General features: G+C 36.5%; 23 protein-coding genes and 3 tRNA genes. 16 read left to right on the forward strand and 10 right to left on the reverse strand.

The genetic code is table 11. The annotated features are described in order from the left end of the window. Positions 1-38: 38 nt before the first annotated feature. Together bioB and ruvC are read right to left on the reverse strand one after the other, a co-directional pair. A complete protein-coding gene (bioB, locus tag I2F31_RS04920; protein ID WP_195768414.1) occupies positions 39-1,034 on the reverse strand; it encodes a biotin synthase BioB in 996 nt (331 codons plus the stop codon). A gap of 122 nt (positions 1,035-1,156) precedes the next feature. Then, positions 1,157-1,702, reverse strand: coding sequence for a crossover junction endodeoxyribonuclease RuvC (ruvC, locus tag I2F31_RS04925; RefSeq protein WP_195768415.1), 546 nt, complete (start codon positions 1,700-1,702; stop codon positions 1,157-1,159). 212 nt (positions 1,703-1,914) lie between these two features. Between ruvC and I2F31_RS04930 the strand changes: the two genes are divergently transcribed. After that, a complete protein-coding gene (locus I2F31_RS04930; protein WP_195768416.1) occupies positions 1,915-2,475 on the forward strand; it encodes an FxsA family protein in 561 nt (186 codons plus the stop codon). Between the two features lie 228 nt (positions 2,476-2,703). Here the strand turns inward: I2F31_RS04930 and I2F31_RS04935 are convergent, their stop codons facing one another. The 3 genes from I2F31_RS04935 to I2F31_RS04945 all read right to left on the reverse strand — a co-directional run bounded on the left by I2F31_RS04935 (position 2,704) and on the right by I2F31_RS04945 (position 4,846). Continuing rightward, entirely contained in the window at positions 2,704-2,865 is a 162-nt protein-coding gene (locus I2F31_RS04935; protein WP_195768417.1) for a hypothetical protein, read from the reverse strand. Between the two features lie 68 nt (positions 2,866-2,933). Next, positions 2,934-4,100 (reverse strand): methionine adenosyltransferase, encoded by a 1,167-nt coding sequence (metK, locus tag I2F31_RS04940; RefSeq protein ID WP_195768418.1) that lies wholly within the window; start codon positions 4,098-4,100, stop codon positions 2,934-2,936. Positions 4,101-4,285: 185 nt separating this feature from the next. Beyond that, entirely contained in the window at positions 4,286-4,846 is a 561-nt protein-coding gene (locus tag I2F31_RS04945; RefSeq protein ID WP_195773531.1) for a hypothetical protein, read from the reverse strand. Between the two features lie 292 nt (positions 4,847-5,138). Here I2F31_RS04945 and tkt point away from each other — a divergent pair, with 292 nt between their 5' ends. Beyond that, a complete protein-coding gene (gene tkt, locus I2F31_RS04950; RefSeq protein ID WP_195768420.1) occupies positions 5,139-7,127 on the forward strand; it encodes a transketolase in 1,989 nt (662 codons plus the stop codon). Between the two features lie 59 nt (positions 7,128-7,186). On the opposite strand, the gene I2F31_RS04955 is transcribed toward tkt, so the two are convergent. After that, positions 7,187-8,056, reverse strand: coding sequence for an ATP-binding protein (locus tag I2F31_RS04955; protein ID WP_195773532.1), 870 nt, complete (start codon positions 8,054-8,056; stop codon positions 7,187-7,189). Positions 8,057-8,230: 174 nt separating this feature from the next. On the opposite strand from I2F31_RS04955, the gene I2F31_RS04960 reads away from it, so the two are divergent. The 5 genes from I2F31_RS04960 to I2F31_RS04980 all read left to right on the forward strand — a co-directional run bounded on the left by I2F31_RS04960 (position 8,231) and on the right by I2F31_RS04980 (position 10,890). After that, a complete protein-coding gene (locus I2F31_RS04960; RefSeq protein WP_195768422.1) occupies positions 8,231-9,715 on the forward strand; it encodes a DUF3336 domain-containing protein in 1,485 nt (494 codons plus the stop codon). 6 nt (positions 9,716-9,721) lie between these two features. Next, positions 9,722-10,516 carry a protein kinase domain-containing protein gene (locus tag I2F31_RS04965; protein WP_195773533.1) on the forward strand — a complete coding sequence of 265 codons (795 nt, stop codon included), beginning with the start codon at positions 9,722-9,724 and terminating at the stop codon, positions 10,514-10,516. A gap of 107 nt (positions 10,517-10,623) precedes the next feature. Next, positions 10,624-10,708: transfer RNA gene (locus tag I2F31_RS04970), tRNA-Leu, on the forward strand. An 18-nt stretch (positions 10,709-10,726) separates the two neighbouring features. Further along, positions 10,727-10,800 (forward strand) — tRNA-Trp (locus I2F31_RS04975). Between the two features lie 5 nt (positions 10,801-10,805). Continuing rightward, positions 10,806-10,890 (forward strand) — tRNA-Leu (locus I2F31_RS04980). 193 nt (positions 10,891-11,083) lie between these two features. Here the strand turns inward: I2F31_RS04980 and I2F31_RS04985 are convergent. Both I2F31_RS04985 and I2F31_RS04990 read right to left on the reverse strand, forming a co-directional pair. Then, the gene (locus tag I2F31_RS04985) at positions 11,084-12,322 is read right to left on the reverse strand and encodes an MFS transporter (RefSeq protein ID WP_195768424.1); all 1,239 of its coding nucleotides are present in this window, start codon (positions 12,320-12,322) and stop codon (positions 11,084-11,086) included. Between the two features lie 222 nt (positions 12,323-12,544). After that, entirely contained in the window at positions 12,545-13,222 is a 678-nt protein-coding gene (locus tag I2F31_RS04990; protein ID WP_195768425.1) for an HAD family hydrolase, read from the reverse strand. A 442-nt stretch (positions 13,223-13,664) separates the two neighbouring features. On the opposite strand from I2F31_RS04990, the gene I2F31_RS04995 reads away from it, so the two are divergent. Further along, complete coding sequence (locus tag I2F31_RS04995) at positions 13,665-14,294, forward strand: ATP-binding cassette domain-containing protein (protein ID WP_195768426.1); 630 nt, start codon at positions 13,665-13,667, stop codon at positions 14,292-14,294. Between the two features lie 7 nt (positions 14,295-14,301). Then, complete coding sequence (locus tag I2F31_RS05000) at positions 14,302-15,534, forward strand: hypothetical protein (protein WP_195773534.1); 1,233 nt, start codon at positions 14,302-14,304, stop codon at positions 15,532-15,534. A 224-nt stretch (positions 15,535-15,758) separates the two neighbouring features. Here the strand turns inward: I2F31_RS05000 and I2F31_RS05005 are convergent, their stop codons facing one another. Continuing rightward, positions 15,759-15,962 carry a hypothetical protein gene (locus I2F31_RS05005; protein ID WP_092746930.1) on the reverse strand — a complete coding sequence of 68 codons (204 nt, stop codon included), beginning with the start codon at positions 15,960-15,962 and terminating at the stop codon, positions 15,759-15,761. Between the two features lie 156 nt (positions 15,963-16,118). After that, entirely contained in the window at positions 16,119-16,850 is a 732-nt protein-coding gene (gene gloB / locus I2F31_RS05010) for a hydroxyacylglutathione hydrolase (protein WP_195768428.1), read from the reverse strand. A gap of 221 nt (positions 16,851-17,071) precedes the next feature. Here gloB and pabC point away from each other — a divergent pair, with 221 nt between their 5' ends. From pabC to I2F31_RS05045, 7 genes are all read left to right on the forward strand, one after another. Beyond that, entirely contained in the window at positions 17,072-17,899 is an 828-nt protein-coding gene (gene pabC, locus I2F31_RS05015) for an aminodeoxychorismate lyase (RefSeq protein ID WP_195768429.1), read from the forward strand. Then, the gene (gene mltG / locus I2F31_RS05020; RefSeq protein ID WP_195768430.1) at positions 17,899-18,948 is read left to right on the forward strand and encodes an endolytic transglycosylase MltG; all 1,050 of its coding nucleotides are present in this window, start codon (positions 17,899-17,901) and stop codon (positions 18,946-18,948) included. The genes pabC and mltG overlap by 1 nt, the downstream gene beginning before the upstream one ends. Next, positions 18,949-19,560 (forward strand): dTMP kinase, encoded by a 612-nt coding sequence (gene tmk, locus I2F31_RS05025; RefSeq protein ID WP_195768431.1) that lies wholly within the window; start codon positions 18,949-18,951, stop codon positions 19,558-19,560. Positions 19,561-19,894: 334 nt separating this feature from the next. Then, entirely contained in the window at positions 19,895-20,752 is an 858-nt protein-coding gene (locus I2F31_RS05030; RefSeq protein ID WP_407647864.1) for an amino acid ABC transporter substrate-binding protein, read from the forward strand. Positions 20,753-20,818: 66 nt separating this feature from the next. Continuing rightward, on the forward strand, positions 20,819-21,661 hold the full coding sequence (locus I2F31_RS05035; protein WP_195773535.1) for an amino acid ABC transporter permease: 843 nt from the start codon (positions 20,819-20,821) through the stop codon (positions 21,659-21,661). A gap of 2 nt (positions 21,662-21,663) precedes the next feature. Next, complete coding sequence (locus tag I2F31_RS05040; protein ID WP_195768434.1) at positions 21,664-22,341, forward strand: amino acid ABC transporter permease; 678 nt, start codon at positions 21,664-21,666, stop codon at positions 22,339-22,341. Between the two features lie 14 nt (positions 22,342-22,355). Continuing rightward, on the forward strand, positions 22,356-23,099 hold the full coding sequence (locus I2F31_RS05045) for an amino acid ABC transporter ATP-binding protein (protein WP_195768435.1): 744 nt from the start codon (positions 22,356-22,358) through the stop codon (positions 23,097-23,099). Positions 23,100-23,102: the final 3 nt, after the last annotated feature.

The raw sequence follows: 23,102 nt of genomic DNA on the forward strand, positions 1-23,102 counted from the left end.
CCACGGTCATCTGCCGTGGCTTTATTTTGTTTTATGTTTTAAGCTGAGATTGCCATAGCATCAACTGAAAGTTCTGCAACACTAGGTTTTGGTTTTTCAGGGGTGAGTCCAAGCTTAGCAAAGAGTTGTTTATCTTGACCTTCACCTGCATTTGGTGTGGTCAGCAATTTTTCACCTGAAAACAGTGAGTTTGCACCTGCCATAAAGGCCAATGCTTGATCTGAGTCACTCAGTGCTTCACGGCCTGCAGAAAGGCGTATATAGCTTTTCGGCATAATAATACGTGCTACAGCAATAGTTTTAATCCATTCTGTAGTGTCGAGCTTATCTACATTGGCAAGTGGTGTGCCTTCAATGGGTACAAGCATGTTGATAGGTACAGACTCTGGGTGTATTGGTAAGGTAGCAAGTTCATGCAATAAACCGATACGGTCTTGTTTACCTTCACCAAGCCCAACAATACCACCGCTACAGACTTTCATACCAACACTTCTTACGTGGTCAAGTGTATCTAAGCGGTCATCAAAAGTACGGGTTGTAATAATATTACTGTAGTACTCACGAGAAGTATCTAGATTGTGGTTGTAGTAATCTAAGCCTGCAGTTTTTAAGCGTTCCGCTTGTGATTGATTCAGCATACCCAAAGTCATGCAAGTTTCTAGGCCTAAAGATTTTACTTCTTTTACCATTTCTAATACATAAGGCATATCTCTTTCATGTGGGTTACGCCAAGCGGCACCCATACAAAAGCGAGAAGAGCCAGCTTCTTTCGCTGCTTTTGCTTCGGTAATCACTTTTTCAACTGCAATACGTTTTTCAGCTTCTAATTTAGAATCATAGCGAGATGATTGTGAGCAATATTTACAATCCTCAGGACAACGACCTGTCTTAATTGAAAGGAGTGTACTCACTTGAATGCTGTTTGCTTCGAAGTTTTCACGATGAATACGTTGGGCTTCAAAAACAAGATCTAAAAAGGGTTGATCATAAAGTTTTTGGATTTCCTCACGGCTCCAATCATTTCTTACAGTCATTTTGTATTCCACATCAGTTGCAGTGTAATTTTATAGTGTCATCATACCGAAAATAATCTGTTGTGATTAGGCAAAATACTCCAAACTTCTTATGATTTGTAAGTTTGCTGTTGTTAGAGCATTTATCTGCGTCTAGAGCTAGTACGACTACGCCCTCGTGCCATACCACCAAGGGCATTCAGCACAGCCATTTTGCTCATGCTACCAGATGCATGAGCATGGCAAATGGCCGCAGCTAATGCATCGGCTGCATCGGACTGTGGTTTAATACTGAGTTTTAATATCCGCATGACCATCATTTGAACTTGTTCTTTGTCTGCAGCACCATAACCAACAACAGACTGTTTAATTTGTCTTGCGGTGTATTCGGCTACTTGTAAATCTAAATTCACCAGTGCTGCAATGGCTGCACCACGTGCTTGACCAAGTTTTAGAGCAGAGTCTGGGTTTTGTGCCATAAACACTTGTTCTACAGCGGCTTCCGTTGGCCCATGAAATTTAACAATACGTTCTATGCCTGCAAAAATTCTTTTTAGCCTTTCAGGGATTTCTTGTGTTTCTGTTCGGATTGTACCTGCATCAATAAATTTAAGCTCACTGCCTTGACGTTCAATAATACCGTAACCTGTGAGGCGAGAACCTGGATCAATCCCAATAATTAAAGACATAATAAAAGTATTTTGTAGAGTTATGCAGGAAGTATAGAACGTTTTAATCAAGATTATGCCAATACAGCATGCTATTTGTTTAATTTATATTTAAATTGACTTTAATTTTTATAAAAAGCCCTTATCTTATTCATTGAGATATAAGTGTCGTGTTGTGTATTTCGGCAACTTTATATGACTTTATTTGAGTGTTAAAAGGTAAGCAAAATTTCATGAACATCGTTTTTATGGTTGTTATTGGTGCAATTTTAGAAATTGCAGTATGGATTGGTGTTGCTCAGTTCATTAGCGGTTGGTATGTGTTTTTTTGGTTTATCTTTGCCGCACTAATTGGCTTTAAGTTACTACGTTCAAGTACCGCAACCATTATGCCTCAATTACAACAAATGCAAATGACTGGGCAGATGGCTTTAGATGCCAATGTATCACGTAAAGTTGCTATGGCAATTGCAGGTGTTTTACTTATTATTCCTGGGCTAATTTCAGATCTCATTGCATTACTTATTTTACTACCTCCTGTACAAAAAATGGTGGTGTCTGCATTAATGGGTGCAATGGCAAAACGTCAGCAAGCCATGATGGATAAAATGATGGGCGGTATGATGGGGGGTGCAACAGGTGGTGCAAATCCATTTGAAGATCTAATGAAACAAATGCAAGGTCAAGGGCAACAAAATTCATCACGTGGAAAAAATGGTGCTCAAATTATTGATGGGGAAGCGACTGAAGTGAACCCTGATGTGAAAAAAATTAACATGAAAGATGTGAAATAGTTTTAGCTATATCTTCATTTGAGTAAAGCCTTCAATATTACACATTAACTGTTGAGCTTAAGAGATTGAACAAGTAAGGCGACTGTCTGTTGCTTCGTATTTAATCTGCTTTATGAGGGGGTAAAGATAATCCCTTATTCAACGCCGTAGATGTCATATATTTTTTAGCGTAAAAATAATCTTACTGTGCAGGTCATTATATGGGTTAATGATCTGTGATTTATACCATTATTTAGGTTTCACTTGAGGTGTATGTTCATTATTTAAAGGTACTTGTTTTTCTGCTTTGTCATAAACGTGACTTGTGAGCTTCGCTACATGATTTTCAGAACCTTTATAACCTTTGCTACGGTTGGCTCTTTCTCGGAATTTGCCTTGATTAATTAACATGGTTAATTTGCCTTTTTGTTTGAATTAAAAAAACCCACATCATGTGGGTTTTTTATTATGCTAGGTGATTATAAGCCACTTGCATCGCGTAGTGCTTGCATTTTGTCGGTTTTTTCCCAAGTAAATGCATGGTCTGAACCATCACGGCCGAAGTGGCCATAGGTCGCAGTTTGTTGGTACATTGGCTGAATGAGATCAAGCATACGTGTAATGCCGTATGGTCTTAAATCAAAATGCTCACGAATTAAAGCAATGATTAAAGCTTCATCGACTTTAGCTGTGCCAAATGTATTAATTGAAATCGATGTTGGTTCTGCAACTCCGATCGCATAACTGACTTGAATTTCACATTTTTCTGCAAGGCCTGCTGCAACTACATTTTTAGCAACATAACGACCTGCATATGCTGCCGAACGGTCTACTTTTGACGGGTCTTTACCAGAGAAAGCACCACCACCGTGACGAGCCATACCACCGTAAGTATCAACAATAATTTTACGGCCTGTTAAACCACAGTCACCTACAGGGCCACCAATCACAAATTTCCCTGTAGGGTTAATGTGAAACTTGGTGCTCGAATGGAACATATCTGATGGAATGACAGGTTTAATGATTTCTTCAATCACAGCTTCTTTTAGTTGCTCTTGAGAGATATCTGGGTCATGTTGTGTAGACAGTACTACAGCATCTAAACGAACAGGACGGCCATTTTCATAGGCAAAAGTCACTTGGCTTTTTGCATCTGGACGCAACCATGCCAATGTACCGTTGCGACGTAGCGTTGCTTGACGCTCCATTAAACGGTGTGCATAAGACACGGGAGCGGGCATAAGTACGTCAGTTTCACGGCTTGCGTAACCAAACATGAGTCCTTGGTCGCCTGCACCTTGGTCTTCTGCATTTTGGCGGTCAACACCCTGAGCAATTTCAGGAGATTGTTTACCCATCATATTAATGACAGCACATGTAGAGCCATCAAAGCCTAAATCTGAATGGTTGTAACCAATATCATTAACCGTTTTACGAACAATGGTTTCGATATCAATGTTCGCCGTGGTCGTGACTTCACCAGCAAGTACAACAGCCCCTGTTTTTACTAAAGTTTCACAGGCAACCCGACCATGAGGGTCTTCTTTTAAAATTGCATCTAGAATTGCATCACTAATTTGGTCGGCCATTTTATCTGGATGACCTTCGCTTACAGATTCCGAAGTAAAAACAGCGTACTCGCGCATGAAAGCCCTATAACAGTAATTTTTTAAAGACCCAACATTTTACATTGAGTTGGATAGAATCACTAGGGGCAGTTACGCTAATTGAATAAAATTCTTGCAAAGAGAGAATTCTTTTAGTTTTATTCAGTATTTAAATCAAAAAAAGCCCATCTTAGACTAAGATGGGCTTTTGCGGTGATAGGTGTTTAGTTAATAACCGCCTGTTTTAAGTGATCTACTTTAGTGCCAATGTCTTTTTTTACTTCACCTGTTTTTTCTGCTACGGCATGAGCATCTTTTTTCACAGTTTGACCTGCTTGAGCTGTTTTTTCTTTAGTGTAGTCTTTGGTTTTGTCCCACTTTTCGCCTGTGTAGTTTTTGGTTTTATCCCACTTTTCAGATGTATAGTGTTTCCCTTGTTCAGCTTTTTTTTCCACGGTATGTTTACTTTTCTCAAAAGTACGTTTGGTTGCGTCTTTTGCTTCAGTATATTTATCCTTTACTGTTGTATCAGCTTTGCCTGAGTCGGTTCTAATGCTACTTCCAGCTGCACTGGTTTTTTGCTCAGCTTTTTGCCATGCGTGTTTTGCATCACCTTTGAGGTCTTCTGCACGTGTGGTCGCAGATTTTTTAACATCTTGGTAGTCTTGTGAAATTGTTTGCACAACGCCATTACTGTTGGTGGCTGTTTCAGTAGCGTTTGCAAATGTGCTCAAACTTGCAATAGAGCAAAGCGTTCCGACTAAAACTGTATTTTTAACGTTCATTGTTATACCTTAAATATATGAAACACATCATAATATTAGCAAGAATGAATAATTTTGCTGTTAATAGATGTTTAAGAATTGGTTGCGTCATGACATAGTCCTGTTGTGAAGATGTAACTTTGAGAATATTTTTGATTAAAAAACAAGCATATTGGCGCTTTTCTAACATTAGAATAGTTTTTGCTGCATAAATTGTAGCCTAGAGTCTTTACCCCGTCGCATTTTTTTAAGACAATATGCACAGCTTGAATATCTATTCACTTTCTTTAGCATTTATTCTTGGATCTGATCTATGACAACCCCTTTAAATGAACGTCGTATTGCCAATGCGATTCGTGTATTAGCAATGGATGCTGTTCAACAAGCGAACTCAGGGCATCCTGGTGCACCAATGGGGATGGCAGATATTGCTGATGTGGTGTGGCGTGAGTTTTTAAACCACAACCCAACGAATCCACAGTGGTTGAACCGTGACCGTTTTGTCCTTTCTAATGGTCATGGGTCAATGTTGCAATACGCACTGCTTCATTTAACAGGTTATGACTTATCTCTAAATGACCTTAAACAATTTAGACAACTACACTCTAAAACACCAGGTCACCCAGAATTGGGCTATGCACCAGGTATTGAAACGACGACAGGCCCGTTAGGTCAGGGTATTGCTAATGCGGTTGGTTTTGCTTTGGCAGAAAAAACCCTTGCTGCACAATTTAATAAAGAAAACTTTGATGTCGTAAACCATTTCACGTATGTGTTTTTAGGTGATGGTTGTTTAATGGAAGGTGTTTCTCACGAAGCATGCTCGTTGGCTGGAACGCTAGGCCTAGGCAAGTTAATTGCTTACTACGATGACAACGGTATTTCTATTGATGGTGAAGTAGAAGGCTGGTTTAGTGATGATACAGATCAACGTTTTAAAGCATATGGTTGGCAAGTATTGCATGTAGATGGTCATGACCATGATGCAATTCGTAAAGCAACAGTTGAAGCAAAAGCAGAACTCACAAAACCAACACTTATTGTATGTAAAACAGTAATTGGTTTAGGTTCACCAAACAAACAAGGCAAAGAGTCAAGTCATGGTGCACCACTTGGGGCAGATGAGATTACATTGACACGCCAAGCACTGGGTTGGGATACCCCTGCATTTGAAGTACCTGCAGACATTTATGACGCATGGGATGCTAAAGAAAAAGGCCAACAGTCTGAATTACAATGGAATGCATTGTTTGCAAAGTATGAGTCACAATACCCAACTGAAGCTGCAGAGTTATTACGCCGTACACATGGTGATTTGCCTGCAACTTTTGCTGCTCAAGCAGACGAATTTATTGCACAAACGGCTGCAAAAGCAGAAACCATTGCAACGCGTAAAGCAAGCCAAAATACCCTACAAGCGTTTGGCCCATTATTACCAGAGTTTTTAGGTGGTTCTGCTGACTTAGCAGGTTCAAACTTAACCCTATGGAAAGGCTGTGAAGGCGTACAAAATAATCCAGCGGGTAATTACGTGTACTACGGTGTACGTGAGTTTGGTATGACCGCGATTGCAAATGGTGTTGCGTTACACGGTGGTTTCGTTCCTTATGTTGCAACGTTCCTTATGTTTATGGAATATGCACGTAATGCGGTACGTATGTCTGCATTAATGAAGCAACGTGTGATTCATGTGTATACCCATGACTCGATTGGTTTAGGTGAAGATGGCCCAACGCATCAACCAATTGAACAAATTGCATCTTTGCGTAATACGCCGAACTTAAATACTTGGCGTCCTGCAGATACAGTAGAAACAGCTGTGGCTTGGAAGTCGTCTTTAGTACGTAAAGATGGCCCATCTGCACTGATTTTATCTCGTCAAAATCTGGCATTCCAAACACGTACAGATGCGCAAATTGCAAATATTGCGAAAGGCGGTTACGTGCTTGCTGAAGAAAAAGGTGAGTTAAAAGCCATTATTATTGCTACAGGATCTGAGATTGATCTTGCAATGCAAGCATATGCTCAATTAGAGGGTGTGCGTGTGGTATCTATGCCATGTGCTGAAGAGTTTATGAAGCAAGATGTTGCATACCGTGAAGCAGTATTGCCAGCGGCTATTCGTGCACGTGTTGCAGTAGAAGCTGCGCATGTAGATTACTGGTGGAAATTTGTTGGTTTAGACGGTCAAGTGATTGGTATGACGACCTATGGAGAGTCTGCACCTGCAAAAGCACTGTTTGAGCACTTTGGTATTACTGTTGAAGCGATTGTAAACGCAGTAAACACAATGACTGCTTAATGTAAAGCGATCTAAAAAAGCCTCCGCAATGTCGGAGGCTTTTTATTGTTATCTAGAAATTAAAGCTTATTGAGTTGTTGCATACCTACCCAATGTTTAGAAAATTGATAGGCGGCACGGCCCGAGCGTTGCCCTCGACTTTGACACCATCTTAATGCTTCAGCCCTTACATGTTCATCATACACAAGGCCTGCTTTTTGTAGATAGTGTTCTACAATCTCTAAATACAAATTTTGGTCCATTGGATAAAAAGAAAGCCATAAACCAAAACGGTCAGAAAGAGAAATTTTTTCTTCAATGGCCTCTTGAGGGTGTAACTCGTTGTATTGGGGCACATCAACACGAGTCACTGGAGTGTTTTCATGCATAAACTCTGGTAATAAGTGGCGTCTATTACTGGTTGCATAGACAATAAATTGGTTATTGCCCGATTGTAATGAGCCATCTAAAGCACTTTTTAAACTACGGTAATTTTCATCTTCGGCATTAAATGCGAGATCATCACAGTAAATAATGTATTTTTCTGGTCGCCCAACCAATAACTTTTCAATTAAGTGTAAATCACATAAATCATTACGTTCAATTTCAATCAATCGTAAGCCTTGGTCTTGGTAGCGGTGTAATAGTGACCTTACTATTGAGGACTTACCTGTACCACGTGAGCCTGTGAGTAAAATATCATTGGCAGGTAAGCCATGAAGAAACTGTAAGGTATTTTGAATGATTTTTTCTTTTTGTCGTTCAATGCCTTTTAAGTCATCTAAATAAATGGCTTTAGGGTTATGAATAGGTACAAGCTGTTTGTTTTGCCAACGGTAGGCGGGTGCTGAAAAGTCTGTCTCTTGTCGTAGCTCAGGTAAGCTTTGTTGCAGTCTTTTAAGTACATCGGAAAATGTATTGATGATTGTATCTGGAATTTGTAATTGCATTGTTGTGACCAAAAAACTGAATGTATAGATTATCTTGGCGTGTTTTTTACATAATGTATAGATGATGCAAGTAAATTCTTTACGATAAGCAGGTTTATAAATGCTATATTTAAATGACAACAAACAAAACATTGCTGTAATTACAGCAATGTGATGATGGGTTAGAGGTAGGTTATGCTTGATTTAATTTCAAAACATACATCAAATATTCAACAGACATTTAAAATAAAAAAATTAGAGCATCAACTGGCTAAAGCGGAAAACTATGCACAGTGGCAACAGATTGCTTTTGAATTAGATCAATGTACAGATGCTTTGGCATGGAAACATGACCTACAATCTTCTTATTTTACAGTAGATTTGATTTTAAATCGGCTAAATACGCTAAGACAATATCGAACACAGCACGATATACCAGCAATGATTCATTTACTTAGAGAAGGGTTAAGTTACGATATTGCCAATATTTGTCATCCTATGCTGTTTTCAGTGATACGTTTGGGTACAAAACAAATCATTGAAGACTATGTGGCAGAGGTGAGTGAATGTTTGAGTGATATTTCCCAGTTGCCAAATGTCGAGATGAGCTTAGAGCAAAAGCTTAAATTTTTTAATCGCTGTCAAACGGCATATGGTCAGCCTGCTTTAATGTTTTCAGGTGGGGCAACGCTTGGGCTTTTTCATAGTGGTGTGTGTAAAGCACTTAAAGAACAAGATTTGTTGCCAAATGTACTCTCTGGAGCAAGTGCAGGGGCTGTTATGGCATCTTTACTGGGCAGTATAGATGCAGACCAGCTAGACATACTCACACAAAGTGATAATTTGTTTAGTGATGTTTTTCAATTTAAGTCTTTTAAAATGCTATTAAAAGAACCTACGGGTTTTACCAGTAACGAAGCATTAAAAAAGTTTTTAATCGCACATTTAGGCGATCTCACTTTTGCTGAGGCTTATGAAAAGTCAGGACTACATTTAAACATTGCTGTGGCACCGTATGATGCAACACAAAAACCACAGTTACTTAACCAATATACCTCACCAGATGTTTTGATTTGGAGTGCGGTACTGGCTTCGTGTGCTGTACCTATCTTGTTTTCACCGGTGAAGCTTTTGGCAAAATGTGAAAATGGTCAGCATGTGCCATTTTTAGGAGACACCCAGTGGGTTGATGGCAGTGTACGTAGTGATTTTCCGCAAGAAAAAATGGCTCGGTTATATAACATGAATTACAGTATTGCTAGTCAAGCCAATCCGCATGTTGTGCCATTTATGCAAACCGATGTAGAGCGATATAGGCAAGACTTGCTCAGTTGGCCTGAAAAAATTGTACGTCGGCAAGGAAAACTACTGGCCAAGGGTGTAATGGACTTTACGCGTGAGCGTGTTGGTGCTGTACCACAAGTTAGACGTTTACTCGACCACGGTTATGGCATTGTAGACCAACATTACTATGGTGATATTAATATTATTGGGCAGTATAGCCTACGTCATTACACCTATTTATTACAAAATCCAACGCCTGAAATTTTTAAGAAATTACAACTTGAAGGCGAGCGGGCGACATGGCCAAAACTATCTATGATAGAAATGCATGCACGCGTGGGAAAAACCATTGAACACATTTTGACTGATTTGAAGAAACAGCAAAATACGAGTTAATGTCCCATGTGTTTTGATTTAAATAAACCTTACGCCGTGCAAGCATACCCTCGTAAAGAGAGTGAGCAATATGGTCGTAAGTTGTATCAATTGATACAAAATGAGCAACAATATTGGCTTAAATATCAGCAAACAGATGAGCTTGAGCAATATAGTCAAATACATATAGATGGGTGGCAAAGAGAGCTACTTTTTTATCATAAGCATAAAGATGTTGCATATGTACTGCCAAGTCAAATGATAGACCTTGCACAGTTAAGAGGTATTGATGCTAGGGGGCAGGGCATGCTATTGCCTCATAAAAACTATTACTTTACCTCAGCTCCTCAAAATGTCTGTGAAGCACAACAACGAATCAAAGCAGTCTGTCAGGTATTATTTCAATTCCATGCTCTAGGTTATGTGCATGGCGATATAAAAAAACATCACTTTTTAGCAGATTTACAAGGTCTTTATTTAATTGATTTTGAACATAGCTTTTATGACGGTACAGAAATTGTAGGTACGCATGCGACTCCACGTTATATGGCACCAGAGTTGTTTCATGGTGCTTTAAAAACGCAAGAAAGTGACTTTTATGCGCTTGGTATAGTGGTTTATGAATGGCTCACACACAAAAAACTATTTGCTAAAGATTATCATGATTGGGCAGTTTTACATTGTCAGTGTGAGTTTTATACTTTGCCTGAGGTGTATAAAGGGTTGCAGCCGATATTAGATATCATGCTCAGCAAGCGAGTAGAGCAAAGAAAGCAGCGTTTACAGCAGTTAAAAAGTATATTAAATCAACAGATTGCTTGAAGTTATATGTATTTTCCTTAATTTTGATTGATATTTGCACATGCGGTAATTTTTTTAATAAAAAGGCTTGTCAGCTATAATGGTTATCTATATTATACACATCCATCGGGGGCGTGGCGAAATTGGTAGACGCACTGGATTTAGGTTCCAGCGCCGCAAGGTGTAAGAGTTCGAGTCTCTTCGCCCCCACCAACACATGTTATGTGTTATAGAGGATTGGTGTAATGGTAGCATGACGGTCTCCAAAACCGTTCGTAAAGGTTCGAATCCTTTATCCTCTGCCATGATTGGGGATGTGGCGAAATTGGTAGACGCACTGGATTTAGGTTCCAGCGCCGCAAGGTGTAAGAGTTCGAGTCTCTTCATCCCCACCATTAAAAAAGCAAGATTGAAAGTCTTGCTTTTTTTGTGCCTGTAATTTAGAAAGTTATTTCATATTTTTATAAAAAATAATAATCTGAATATGGATACATTATTTTAAACTTTCAATTGGACAGAGACATAAATGATTACTCATTTTAAGTGAGTGACTACTGAGATAGAGTTATCCTAATATTATTCTATTCATTACAGTACAATTTTCGGTGCTTTACGTAAGCTTAAGAATAAAACAAATAATGCGATTACATTAACGAAGCAGTTGAATATAAATACCTGCCTAGAGCCTAGAAAATCCACAATTAATCCACCAGATACTGCACCTAATGGCATTGCTCCATAAATTAATGTTCTTGCTGCACCTACAACCTTCCCCATTGTTTCAGACGGTACCACACTTTGGCGGTAAGTCATTGAATAAATATTAAATAACCCAAGACATAGCCCCCACAAAAAGTATCCAAGCGAGATAAGTATAGATGTCATCCAAATGGGTCCTATTGCAAGTGACATAATGACCGAACCAATAATCATGATTGTGATAGAGCAGAGCATTAGAAATTTGACACTAAAAAACTGGCAAAGCCATCGCGCTAAAAAGTTCCCAAGTAATGATCCGATACCACTGAAGATTAATAGAGTAGAAGCTATTAATGTACTAAATCCGAATAAATTAAAACTAATCACAAAATAAACGGATTGCACAGCCATGAAGCCAAAGTTTGCTATTGCACTTACGAGGACAATACTCATTAATATAGGCCGTGATAAAAGCTCATTAAAGCCATCAAAAAATGAGTTTTTAGGATTGTGGGGAATTTCTTTTCTATCTGTAGGTTCTACAGCGAGCTTTGTGATCAATATGGCTGAAATGAAAAATGTGAGTGCATTAATGAAAAGTGAAGATATTGCGCCTAGCATATTGACAATGAAACCTCCTAGGCCAGGACCACTAATTTCACCGATGGAGGAAATGATTTCAAGGTTAGAGTTGGCAGAAAGGCGTTTATCGCTAGGAATCACGACAGGGAATAGTGAAGATATTGATAATTCAAAGAAGATTCTAGCAATACCAATCAAAAACGCGATTGTTATGATAAATGGAATGTTTATTGTATAAAAGCTATATAAAATAGGGATGGATAATACTAAAATAAACCGAGTGAACTCTGCATAAATTGCAATCTTCTTTCTATCTGCACGATCAACAAAAGTACCAATACTCATGCTAAAAAGTAGGTTAGGTAGGTAGCGTGCAGCAGATATTAAGCTAACTTCTACTGCAGATGCATGTAATACATGAATGGCGATAATTGGTAAGGCAATGTTATGAATTGCTATACCTACAGTTGCAACAGCCTGAGAATACCAAATGACTCTAAATTGATTAAGCACCCATGCTGAATGAGAATCGATTTTTTTAAACAAATGGGTGCTCCTTTTTTATTTTTTGATGGTGGTATTGGGATTTTTATTTAATCCTGTATTTTGTTTTTTTGTGTAATATCTTTAGCTTACTTATGAGTAATTTGTATATATACTACCTGCTAAATCATTTTTATTTTACTATTTTGGGTTGAAATAAGTTAAACAGGAAAACCGATACAAATAGTTTAAATGTTTTATCTAACTTTATAGTGTGTCTCAAAGCTATAAATGCCTTTTTTCTTGCAATCTTTTTACTGTATCCTCTAATTGACTATAGTGATGAATAGTTGCATCAGAGAGTGGTTGTTGAAGGCTAAGTGTAGGGTGAAAGTAAATTGTTTGCATCCCTACTTTTTTTGCACCCTCGATATCTGCTTTAGGATGGTCTCCAATAAAAATACAATCAGATGGTCTACAATTGAATTGCTTACAGGCATACATAAATATTTCTGGATCTGGTTTTCTTAAACCAATTGCTTCTGAAACAACAACCAAAGAAAAATACTCAGACAAGCCTAAGGCATAAAAGTTATGCTCTTGAAAAGGGGTTTTACCATTGGATATTAACCCAAGCCGATACCCTTGTTTATATAGTCTTTGCATTGTTTCTTCTACACATTCAAATGATGTAGAGAACTTATTAAAATCATTGATGTAAGACTCAAGTAGTTGATGTTGAGTGTGGTTAGTAATATGAAACTCTTGAATTAACTGGCGGTAAACAACATCCTTCCATACAGATCCATTATTTTCTAATTCAATAAATCTTTTAATAAAGGATTCTTTGAGGGCTTGGGGAACGAGTTTAAAAAAGTTTACTTGCCAATTAATAAACTTGATTAGTGACTCACTTCTATTCAGAATGGTTTGGTCTAAGTCAAATAAGAGTACTTTTTTCATGTTGTCGTTTACGCCTTTATTGGATGAAAATATTAACCATTACATGGCTTATAATATAAGTTTATGTATGATGTAGAAGTAGCTAAAGGTTTTGTTTTATATTAATAATTTCAAATTAATATGTTTTATACATTTGAAGTTGAGTTAGCTCCGTAGTGTGAGGAATATCCACACACAGTAATTAATATAAAATCTTATATTTTCAAAAAATGTATGCTCTGTCATGTTTTTATATACTTCAAAGTATATATGTTATTAAAATTGATCTCAAAAAATGGCTTAAGCTTTTTAATACTAGACGTATTGCATGAAATAGCTAGCCATAATATGCTAATTTCTTAGGTTGATTGATAAAATTTTTAAAAATCCTCATCCATTTCTATGAAATGTTCTACTTTAATTTGAAGACTTACTAGAGTTGATACTGTGCGAGTGTCATTAAATGAATGAAATTAGTTTTAAATTAGTCAATATCACAAAAAAATTTGACGAAAGAGTAGTTTTAAATAATATTAATTGTGACTTTAATCGGTGTGGGTTATATGCTTTTATTGGTGAAAATGGATCTGGGAAGTCCACGTTATTATCCATTCTTGCATGTAATTTGAAACCAAATTCAGGTCATGTACTATTAAACAACAGAGTGTGTAATAGTGCTGAATTTTATAGTGATATTGCATATATTCCAGATAAAGTTTTAGCTTATCCATTTATTACGGGAATTGAGTTTATAGAGCTCATATCTATACTGAGAAAAGTGGACCCAGAAAATTATAATGCTTTAATTAGGAGGTTTAATTTAGAAGAACATAAGTATACAAAGTTTGAAAATATGTCTTTGGGTACGGCAAAAAAATTCATGTTAATTTCTGGGCTGATGACAAAGTGCAAGGTGCTAGTGATGGATGAACCTACGAATGGATTAGATATTCATTCTGTTGATGTGTTAAATGATATATTGTTAAAAATGAGAACAGATAAAATGATATTTATGACTAGCCATGATCAATTTATTTTAGAGAGTCCTTTTGTAGAAAAAATAGAAATTAACCAATTGAATGATTCTTCTTAGGTATTTTATGTTTAAATCATTTGAAATTTTCTCTAAAGTCTTATATTGGAGAATGCATTACTTCTCAAAAGAAACATTTAATCTATTAAAAAACTATAAACATATACTATTAAGCCTTTTATTATTTTTAGGCCCAATGTTTTTTTTAATTCTAAACTCATTCTCTGTGGTTTTATTAGATTTATTGAAATCTAAATCTGTTGTTAATAGCTTTTTGACTTGGATTGGTTTGTTACTTATTTATTTGGTGGCTGTATTTTCGCAAAAGAAATCTATATTGGGAGGGGAAGAATACTTTTATTTACTAAAAAGTCATTTAGGGGATTATCAAAACTTCTTTTTGAACATTGTTGTGATTTTTATATCTAATATTTATTTGTTTATTCCATTTTTAATGGCTCTCTTTGATGTGTTCTATGTTGGTAATGATTCAAATGCTTTTCTAAGCTTTTTAGTTTTAATGTCTTGGATTTTTCTAACATTAGTTAGTCAATTAACTTTAATTACAAGCAAAAAGTATATTTTTCTATTCGTATTGATACTTACATTGGCTAGTGTTTTATCTATTCCTGTTTTTGGTGGAATATTTATTTCATTATTAATCAATATTTTTATATTAATAATATCAGTTTATAAAATTACAAGAAAGAAGGAGTTAAGTTATATTAATTTGGATAAAATTCACTATAGTATAGATCTAATGAAAATAAATAGAGAGTCTAGCTTATTATATAATATCAGTAAATTGCTGATTCAATATTTTTGTATAAAACATGATTTAATTAAAAAACTTTTTTTAATTTTAATATCATTGTCACCTTTTATATTTTATGTGTTTATATGGATTAATTATTTTAAGAGTGGAAAATTTTTAATTTTAATATGTTTAATTACACTCTCTTATATTTCAGTGGCTTTAGGAAGGATAGGGGCTGTTTTTAATTATCAATATAAAAGTAACTTATATTTTTTGAAATGTAATGGTCTAAATACCAAAATTTATTACATCTCAGTTTTATTGAATTTAATATTGGTTTCAACAGTCTTAAGTATACCAGCTATTTTGACGATTTATAGTATTGAAGCTAATAAGTGTTCTTTGGTATCTTTAATTATTTTGTATTTAGGCGTGCTTTTATCATTTTTTATAAATAAAAATATTGAAAGTGTTTATGTGGTTTCTAGAGTATTGGTATGGATACTTTTGGGAATAACTTTTTACTATTTTATCGGCTTATAAAATAATGAGCAATAAACATCATACGTTAAAGACTTTATTTTTAAGCTGAAATAGCCTATACACATGTAATTAATAACCCTTATTTTGTTTTGAACTTATTGAGTGGTTTTAAAAACAACTTGTATAAGCTTGGAGTTAGTGCTAATAACCTTTAAGCCGAAGCATTCACTCTTTGAATGGTCGGCTCACTTGGTATGTAAACATCTATAAGAGAAATATATATTCTAAGCTTTCAAATGGTCTTCAAACTCTTCGCCCAGTTGCATTGCAAGAGGGTTACCAGAAAGCTCACAGGTTACCAAACCGTATTCTTTCTTAAAGCTAAACGTAAAGCCTCGATTGTCAGTCAAACTTTTTACTGAATAGCCTAAGTTTTCTAGCCAAATTCTAAATGCAATTAAATTTTTTGCTTTAACAACTTTTTTCATTTTAATAATGTCCTTTAGTGTGCCTACCTAAATTCTTTATAAGGTTAACTCATGTATTTTTAAAGGGTGAATTGATATAATAATTGTGATTTTTTTTCACCTTTGTAAAAAATTATAGCCAAACAAAAAAATTATGCAGGCATTCTAAAAAATGTACTAAAATTGATCTTTTAATGTACGAATATGACTAAATTCATTCACGGACTCAACTCGTAAAAAAGGATTGGTCTCTAACTCTATAGATAAAGTGCTAGGTAGAGTGACTTGGTTAAGTAATCGTAAATTTTCAATATGTTCAGCACGTTGCTGTAAAAGCAAATTATGTGGCTCTATGGTTAATGCAAATTTTGCATTTGAAAGCGTATATTCATGTGCACAGTAAATTTTTGTACTTATAGGTAGGGCAGATAAGCGCTGTAGAGAGTTAAACATCTGTTGATGTGTACCCTCAAATACACGTCCGCATCCGAGTGCAAATAATGTATCACCTACAAAAGCACTCTCTATTGCAGAAATATAGTAACAAATATGCCCAAGTGTATGTCCTGGTGTATAAATGACTTCAATGCTTAAATCTGCAAATTTAAAATAGTCACCATCGCTGAGTGCATGGGTGATCATCGGGATTTTTTGTTGTTCGTATATTGGGCCATATACAGGCACTTGATACACTTCTAATAAACCACTCACACCACCAGTATGATCTTTATGCCAATGAGTAAACCAAATTTGTTTTATTTGGAGTTGATGCGTAGCACAATAGTCAACTACACAAGCAGACTCGGTTGGGTCAATAACTACAGTGTTGTTATTTCGATCTTCAATCAGCCAAATGTAGTTTTGTGAACTATTCGCAACATCAATGACATGTATTTTGAAATTTTGCATGATATTTTTCCTACCAGTAAGCTATTACTATCAATATACATGATGATTTTATTGGTTTTAGTGTTGATTCAACAATCTCTATACATCTTAGCTATTTATCATAGCCCAACGTTATAACATTGCCTACGAAACCTTATCTTTTGAGTAAAATAACAAGAAATAAAAACATAATACCACTAAACTATATCTGTTGGTTTGAATGAAAAAGGTGTGTAAGCATAATGTTGTGTTTAAAAAATGGCATGTTGTTAGAAACGGCTTGTGTTGCGATACAAGATCGAGCCTTTCAGTATGGTGATGGCTGTTTCACAACCATGAAAATCCAACACAATCATATTTCATTGTGGCCAAGGCACATTCAGCGTTTACAACGAGATTGTGCAAAACTCATGCTTAAACCACATTGGCATTATGTAGAGCAGCTGATTCAAGATATGAAAAATGCCAGTGAATTACAGCATTTTACAGGCACCATTAAAGTAGTTATCAGTCGTGGGCAAAGCCAAAGAGGTTATGGTTTTTCTGATGTGCAAAAAGCAGATGTTTATATTTTATTTTATGAAGATCACAGTATAAAGCCAAGCTATAGCGAAATTGCTTCTGATGTTTTAGCATTACCTATTGCTACACAATTGATGCCAAACTTAGTTGGTGTGAAGTCTCTAAATCGCCTAGAGCAGGTATTGTTAAAGCATGAAGCGGGCAGTCGTGATTTATCTGAGGCTTTGGTTTTAGATACTCGTGGTCATATTGTAGAAGGTGTAAGTAGCAACTGTTTTTTATATGTTGATGGTGTATGGCATACGCCTCAATTGAGTGGTAATGGGGTGCAAGGTGTTATGCGTGAAGAAATTTTATCTCGTATGCGTAGTTTTGGTGTGCCTGTTTATGAGTCAGATTTGTCTAAAGAGCAGTTAGATGGTGTGGATGCCTTGTTTTTTTGTAATGCATTACACCCTATGCAGGCAGTCCATACTTTATCGGGGCGTTGTTTGGATACATCAATCACCCAAGCGTTATTTAATCTGTTGACATTGGAACAAATATAATGTGTGCAAAATCATCAAAAACGAAAGTAAAAAAAGCACGCACTTGGTTTATTGGCTTTATTGTTATGGTAATACTGATAAGTTTTGTCATCTATAAAATGAGTTTAGGGCGTATTTATCCAATAACTGCTAATAAACAATTTGTGTCAATTAATAGTGGCGAAACCTATAGTGGTTTAATTGATAAACTGGCTGAACAAAATAAAGTACAATTTCCTTTTGTGCTTAAAATTTATCGTAAGTTGTTCATACAAAGCCAATTAAAAGCAGGTGTTTATGAAGTTCATCATGGTATGACAGTCCGAGAGGTTTTTGACTTAATGTCAGATGCGGACAATGCGCAAATGAATAAAATTATGGTTATTGATGGTACAACGTCAAAACAATTACTAGAACGTTTAAGAAAAGACCCGAACGTTGTTAAAACCGTAGTGAATCTGCCCGAAGCAGAGATGATGAAAGCATTAGATATTCCTTATAGTCATTTAGAAGGTTTACTGGCACCTGATACATATTTTTTTATGAAAGGTGAAACAGATAAGAAAATTCTGTTGCATTTATACCACCGTCAAATGGATACCTTAGATCGTGAATGGCAAGGTAGGGCAACAGGGTTACCCTATAAAAATAAATACGAAGCATTAATTATGGCCTCGATTGTTAAAAAAGAAACCAGCGTAGATCATGAGCTTACTCAGGTTTCAGGTGTTTTTACCCGCCGTTTACAGTTGGGTATGAGGCTACAAACGGATCCTACGGTGATTTATGGTATGGGGGACCGTTATAATGGTAAAATTACCAAGCAAGATTTGCGTACACCAACCGCATACAATACTTATACTATTACAGGTTTGCCACCTACACCGATTGCTTTACCAGACGCAAAATCTATAAATGCAGTGATGCACCCAGATGACTCAAAAAATGTCTATTTTGTGGCAACGGGCAATGGTGGCCATAAGTTTAGTGAAAATTTAACTGAGCATAACCAAGCTGTACAGGAATATCTCTCAGTGCTAAGATCGAAGAAAGATGGAGCAACACCTTAAATGTTTATTAGTTTTGAAGGTACAGAAGGTGTCGGGAAAAGTACGCTAATTCAGCGAATTTATGACACCTTACTCGAAAAAAATAATGCCGTGACTTTAACTCGTGAGCCGGGAGGCACAGCGATCGCTGAGCGTATTCGAGCATTGTTATTAGAAGTTCATGAAGAACAGATGTGCTCAGATACAGAGCTTTTATTGATGTATGCAGCGCGAAGTCAGCACCTTGCACAGGTGATTTTACCTGCGCTAAATGCCAACCAAATTGTATTATGTGATCGTTTTACTGATGCAAGCTTTGCTTATCAGGTCATGGGGCGTGGTCTTGCTTCAGAAAAACTACAAATCCTGAATCAAAGTTTTGTTTCTCGTATGCCAGATTTAACACTTTGGCTTGATGCACCTGTAGAAATAGGTATGGCTCGTGCAAAAGCACGTAGTGAGTTGGATCGTTTTGAGCAAGAAAAGATTTCATTTTTTAATAAAGTACGTTCAGGTTATCAATATTTATATGAAACACAGCCTGAAAGAGTAAAAAAAATAGATGCAACTCAACCACCTGAAGATGTTTTAAGTCAGGCTTTAGCATATATACAGAAACACATTACTGTCTGAATTTAGTTAATGCCCAGTTATTGGGCATTAATTTTTTTGCTTGCTTATATTTGGTGCGTGTTGATTTTGTTGTATAGAATATAATTAACCTATTTATATTAAATAAATATTAATTTACAAAAACAATTAATTTAACCAATACAGCATGATAATTATTCTAGATAGACATTTTTTGATCAAATATGATAATTGATTCAAAGTTGGTATGGTATTTGCTTCTATGGGTGGAGAGTTTTGGTCATCTTTTTTATTTTAAAAGACACTAAAACAGGGCGAAGTCATAGGGGTTTAAGGAATGAAATTTTTATCAAAATCTGTACTAGTTTCAGCGTTAATGGTGTCTAGTTTTGGTGGTTTAGTCACGTCAGCAAATGCTGCTGATACATTAGAAAAAATTAAAACAAGTGGCAAAATTATTATTGGTCACCGTGAATCATCTGATCCGATTTCATATGTTGCTGGTGGTAAGGCTGTAGGTTATGCCGTTGATATTTGTGACAATGTGGCAAATGAAATTAAAAAAGAATTAAAAATGCCAAACCTAAAAGTTGAATATAAGGCGATCACATCTTCAACACGTATTCCTGAACTATTGTCAGGTAATATCGATATGGAGTGTGGTACAACAACGAATTCTAAACAACGTCAAGAACAAGTTGGTTTCTCTACAAACTACTATGCAACTGAAGTTCGTATGGCTGTAAAAGCAAATTCAGGCGTGAAGAGTATTGCGGATCTAAATGGTAAAGCTGTTGTAACGACACAAGGTACAACTTCAGACAAATACATTAAAATGAATGAAAAAGGTCAACAAGTAAATGTACAAAACGTTTACGGTAAAGACCATGCAGATTCATTTGCAATGCTTGCCTCAGGCCGTGCAGCAGCATTTGTAATGGATGATAACATTCTTGCAGGCTTGATTGCTAAATCATCTAACCCGAAAGAATTTGCAATTGTAGGTCCTGTACTTTCATCTGAACCTTACGGCATTATGATTGCTAAAGGCGATACAAAAATGAAAGCAGTGACTGACCGTGTTGTGACAGGTATGTGGAAATCTGGTCAAATGGATCAGCTATACAAAAAATGGTTCCAATCACCAATTCCACCTAAAAATGTAAACTTGAACATGCATCAAAGTGAATCGTTCAAACATTTGAAACAACATCCTACTGACGCTGGTATCTAATATACCAACCAGCTAAATACTGACCATCTTCCCAAAGATGGTCAGTCTGTTTTTTTAGGGGGATTTATGTCATTTGGTTCATTAAATTGGACAGCATTTTGTTCTGCTTCAAATGAATTTGGAGTAGATAAAGCTGCATGGGCTGAGTCGATATGTCAGCATATTGGTGGACAAAGCTACTCTGTAGCTGCAGAAGCACCAACGTGGTTGCAAATGCTAGGTGCTGGTGTATTCACTATGGTGTGGACCGCATTTGGTGCATTTCTTATTGCCTTCTTTCTGGGGTCATTATTGGGCGTAGCACGTACATTGCCGAATAAGTGGTTGTCAGGCGTAGGTAATGTCTATGTTGAAATATTTCGAAATGTTCCGCTTATTGTACAACTTTTCTTTTGGGCGTTTATTTTCCCAGAGTTTTTACCACACAGTATTAGTAGTGGTAGTGGTGAAATGGTTGCAGGTGGTTGGTGGAAAGGCCTACTTAACACACATCCAGCGGCAATAGGTGTATTTGCATTAGGTTTATATACTGCAGCGCGTGTTTCTGAACATATTCGTGCAGGTATCTTAACGGTTTCACGTGGTCAAAAGTTTGCTGCGTCTGCAATGGGCTTTACGACAGCACAAAGCTACCGTTATGTAGTACTACCAGTTGCTTACCGTATGGTATGGCCAACGGTGACTTCAGAGGCGATGAACGTCTTTAAAAACTCAGCTGTTTTGTATGCGTTAAGTGTGCTTAATTTCTTTGCATATACGAAAACTATGCGAGAAGAAACATCTCAAGATATCGTTATTTTAGTTCTATCAACACCTGTTTATTTGGTTGTAACGTATTCAATCAAACACCTTATGGTTTGGATTGAGAAAAAAATGGCTGTACCTGGTCTAGGTTCAGGAGGTAAATAAGCATGGATTTTAGTTTACTACAACATGCAGAAGTATCTCAGGCATTATTAAAAGGCCTAGGATTTACGCTTACAGTTACAGTTTTATCGATGATTGGTGGTATTTTAATTGGTACCCCACTTGCAATGATGCGTTTATCAAACAATAAGTTTGCCAGTAACTTTGCAAAAGTGTACGTTGACTGTTTTCGTGGTATTCCACTGATTCAGGTCATCTTTATTTTTTACTTTTTACTCCCAAAAGTTTTTGAATTCCAAACAGATACTTATTACGGCCCACTTTTCTCAAGTGTCATTACATTTGCGATTTTTGAAGCGGCCTTTTTCTCTGAAATTGTTCGTTCAGGAATACAATCTATTTCTAAAGGACAAGTTTCAGCAGGGTATGCGATTGGTTTTACCTATAGCCAGTCCATGCGTTATGTTGTGCTACCACAGGCTTTTCGTAACATGATTCCTGTGCTACTCACACAAACTATTATTTTGTTCCAAGATGTCTCTTTGGTCTACGTGATCAGTGCACCTGACTTCTTAGGTAATGCAGACACACTTGCAAATACTTATGGTCCAGAAACCAAAGCGACATTTTATGCAGTAGTTGCGATCGTTTATTTTGCTATTTCATTCTTCTTGTCTCGTTTAGTGAAACGTTTACAAGAAAAAATAGCCATCATACGTTAGTAGGGAAATTAAATATGCCAATGATTGACATCCAACATATCTCTAAATGGTATGGTGACTTCCGAGTATTGACAGATTGTTCAACCACAATTGAAAAAGGTGATGTAGTTGTTGTCTGTGGTCCATCTGGATCTGGTAAATCAACACTCATCAAAACAGTAAATGCACTTGAACCATTTCAAAAAGGCAATATTATTGTCAATGGTGCATCGTTAAAGGACCCTAAAACCAACTTGGCTGAGTTTAGATCACATGTTGGTATGGTGTTTCAGCACTTTGAATTGTTTCCACACATGACTGTGATGGAAAACCTGACCATTGCACAAGTAAAAGTATTGGGTCGTAATTTGGCTGATGCTCAGAAAAAAGCACAACAATATTTAGAACGTGTTGGTATGCTTGCACATAAAGATAAGTTCCCAGGACAGCTTTCAGGCGGTCAGCAACAACGTATTGCGATTGCTCGTGGTCTATGTATGGACCCTGTGTGTATGTTGTTTGATGAGCCGACATCTGCACTTGACCCTGAAATGGTGGGTGAAGTTCTAGATGTAATGGTTCAACTTGCAAATGAAGGCATGACCATGATGTGTGTAACACATGAAATGGGCTTTGCTAAGAAAGTATCGAATCGTTTAATCTTTATGGACGCAGGTGAAATTTTAGAAGACTGCTCTACAAAAGACTTCTTTGAAAATATTGATGAACGTCATGAACGTGCACGTATTTTCTTAGATAAAATTCAAGCGGTGCACTAAGGT

It is taken from the genome of Acinetobacter rathckeae, from assembly GCF_015627125.1.
GTDB lineage: Bacteria > Pseudomonadota > Gammaproteobacteria > Pseudomonadales > Moraxellaceae > Acinetobacter > Acinetobacter rathckeae.

What these genes read in the sequence shown, in the direction of transcription:
- I2F31_RS04930 (WP_195768416.1), top strand. Translation starts at nt 1,915, where the DNA reads ATGAACATCGTTTTTATGGTTGTTATTGGTGCAATTTTAGAAATTGCA.
- I2F31_RS05005 (WP_092746930.1), bottom strand. Translation starts at nt 15,962, where the DNA reads ATGAAAAAAGTTGTTAAAGCAAAAAATTTAATTGCATTTAGAATTTGG.
- I2F31_RS04990 (WP_195768425.1), bottom strand. Translation starts at nt 13,222, where the DNA reads ATGAAAAAAGTACTCTTATTTGACTTAGACCAAACCATTCTGAATAGA.
- tkt (WP_195768420.1), top strand. Translation starts at nt 5,139, where the DNA reads ATGACAACCCCTTTAAATGAACGTCGTATTGCCAATGCGATTCGTGTA.
- I2F31_RS04965 (WP_195773533.1), top strand. Translation starts at nt 9,722, where the DNA reads ATGTGTTTTGATTTAAATAAACCTTACGCCGTGCAAGCATACCCTCGT.
- I2F31_RS04935 (WP_195768417.1), bottom strand. Translation starts at nt 2,865, where the DNA reads ATGTTAATTAATCAAGGCAAATTCCGAGAAAGAGCCAACCGTAGCAAA.
- I2F31_RS04945 (WP_195773531.1), bottom strand. Translation starts at nt 4,846, where the DNA reads ATGAACGTTAAAAATACAGTTTTAGTCGGAACGCTTTGCTCTATTGCA.
- I2F31_RS05030 (WP_407647864.1), top strand. Translation starts at nt 19,895, where the DNA reads ATGGTGTCTAGTTTTGGTGGTTTAGTCACGTCAGCAAATGCTGCTGAT.
- I2F31_RS05040 (WP_195768434.1), top strand. Translation starts at nt 21,664, where the DNA reads ATGGATTTTAGTTTACTACAACATGCAGAAGTATCTCAGGCATTATTA.
- I2F31_RS05045 (WP_195768435.1), top strand. Translation starts at nt 22,356, where the DNA reads ATGCCAATGATTGACATCCAACATATCTCTAAATGGTATGGTGACTTC.
- I2F31_RS04955 (WP_195773532.1), bottom strand. Translation starts at nt 8,056, where the DNA reads ATGCAATTACAAATTCCAGATACAATCATCAATACATTTTCCGATGTA.
- I2F31_RS04995 (WP_195768426.1), top strand. Translation starts at nt 13,665, where the DNA reads ATGAATGAAATTAGTTTTAAATTAGTCAATATCACAAAAAAATTTGAC.
- gloB (WP_195768428.1), bottom strand. Translation starts at nt 16,850, where the DNA reads ATGCAAAATTTCAAAATACATGTCATTGATGTTGCGAATAGTTCACAA.
- ruvC (WP_195768415.1), bottom strand. Translation starts at nt 1,702, where the DNA reads ATGTCTTTAATTATTGGGATTGATCCAGGTTCTCGCCTCACAGGTTAC.
- I2F31_RS05000 (WP_195773534.1), top strand. Translation starts at nt 14,302, where the DNA reads ATGTTTAAATCATTTGAAATTTTCTCTAAAGTCTTATATTGGAGAATG.
- I2F31_RS04960 (WP_195768422.1), top strand. Translation starts at nt 8,231, where the DNA reads ATGCTTGATTTAATTTCAAAACATACATCAAATATTCAACAGACATTT.
- I2F31_RS05035 (WP_195773535.1), top strand. Translation starts at nt 20,819, where the DNA reads ATGTCATTTGGTTCATTAAATTGGACAGCATTTTGTTCTGCTTCAAAT.
- pabC (WP_195768429.1), top strand. Translation starts at nt 17,072, where the DNA reads ATGTTGTGTTTAAAAAATGGCATGTTGTTAGAAACGGCTTGTGTTGCG.
- metK (WP_195768418.1), bottom strand. Translation starts at nt 4,100, where the DNA reads ATGCGCGAGTACGCTGTTTTTACTTCGGAATCTGTAAGCGAAGGTCAT.
- bioB (WP_195768414.1), bottom strand. Translation starts at nt 1,034, where the DNA reads ATGACTGTAAGAAATGATTGGAGCCGTGAGGAAATCCAAAAACTTTAT.
- tmk (WP_195768431.1), top strand. Translation starts at nt 18,949, where the DNA reads ATGTTTATTAGTTTTGAAGGTACAGAAGGTGTCGGGAAAAGTACGCTA.
- mltG (WP_195768430.1), top strand. Translation starts at nt 17,899, where the DNA reads ATGTGTGCAAAATCATCAAAAACGAAAGTAAAAAAAGCACGCACTTGG.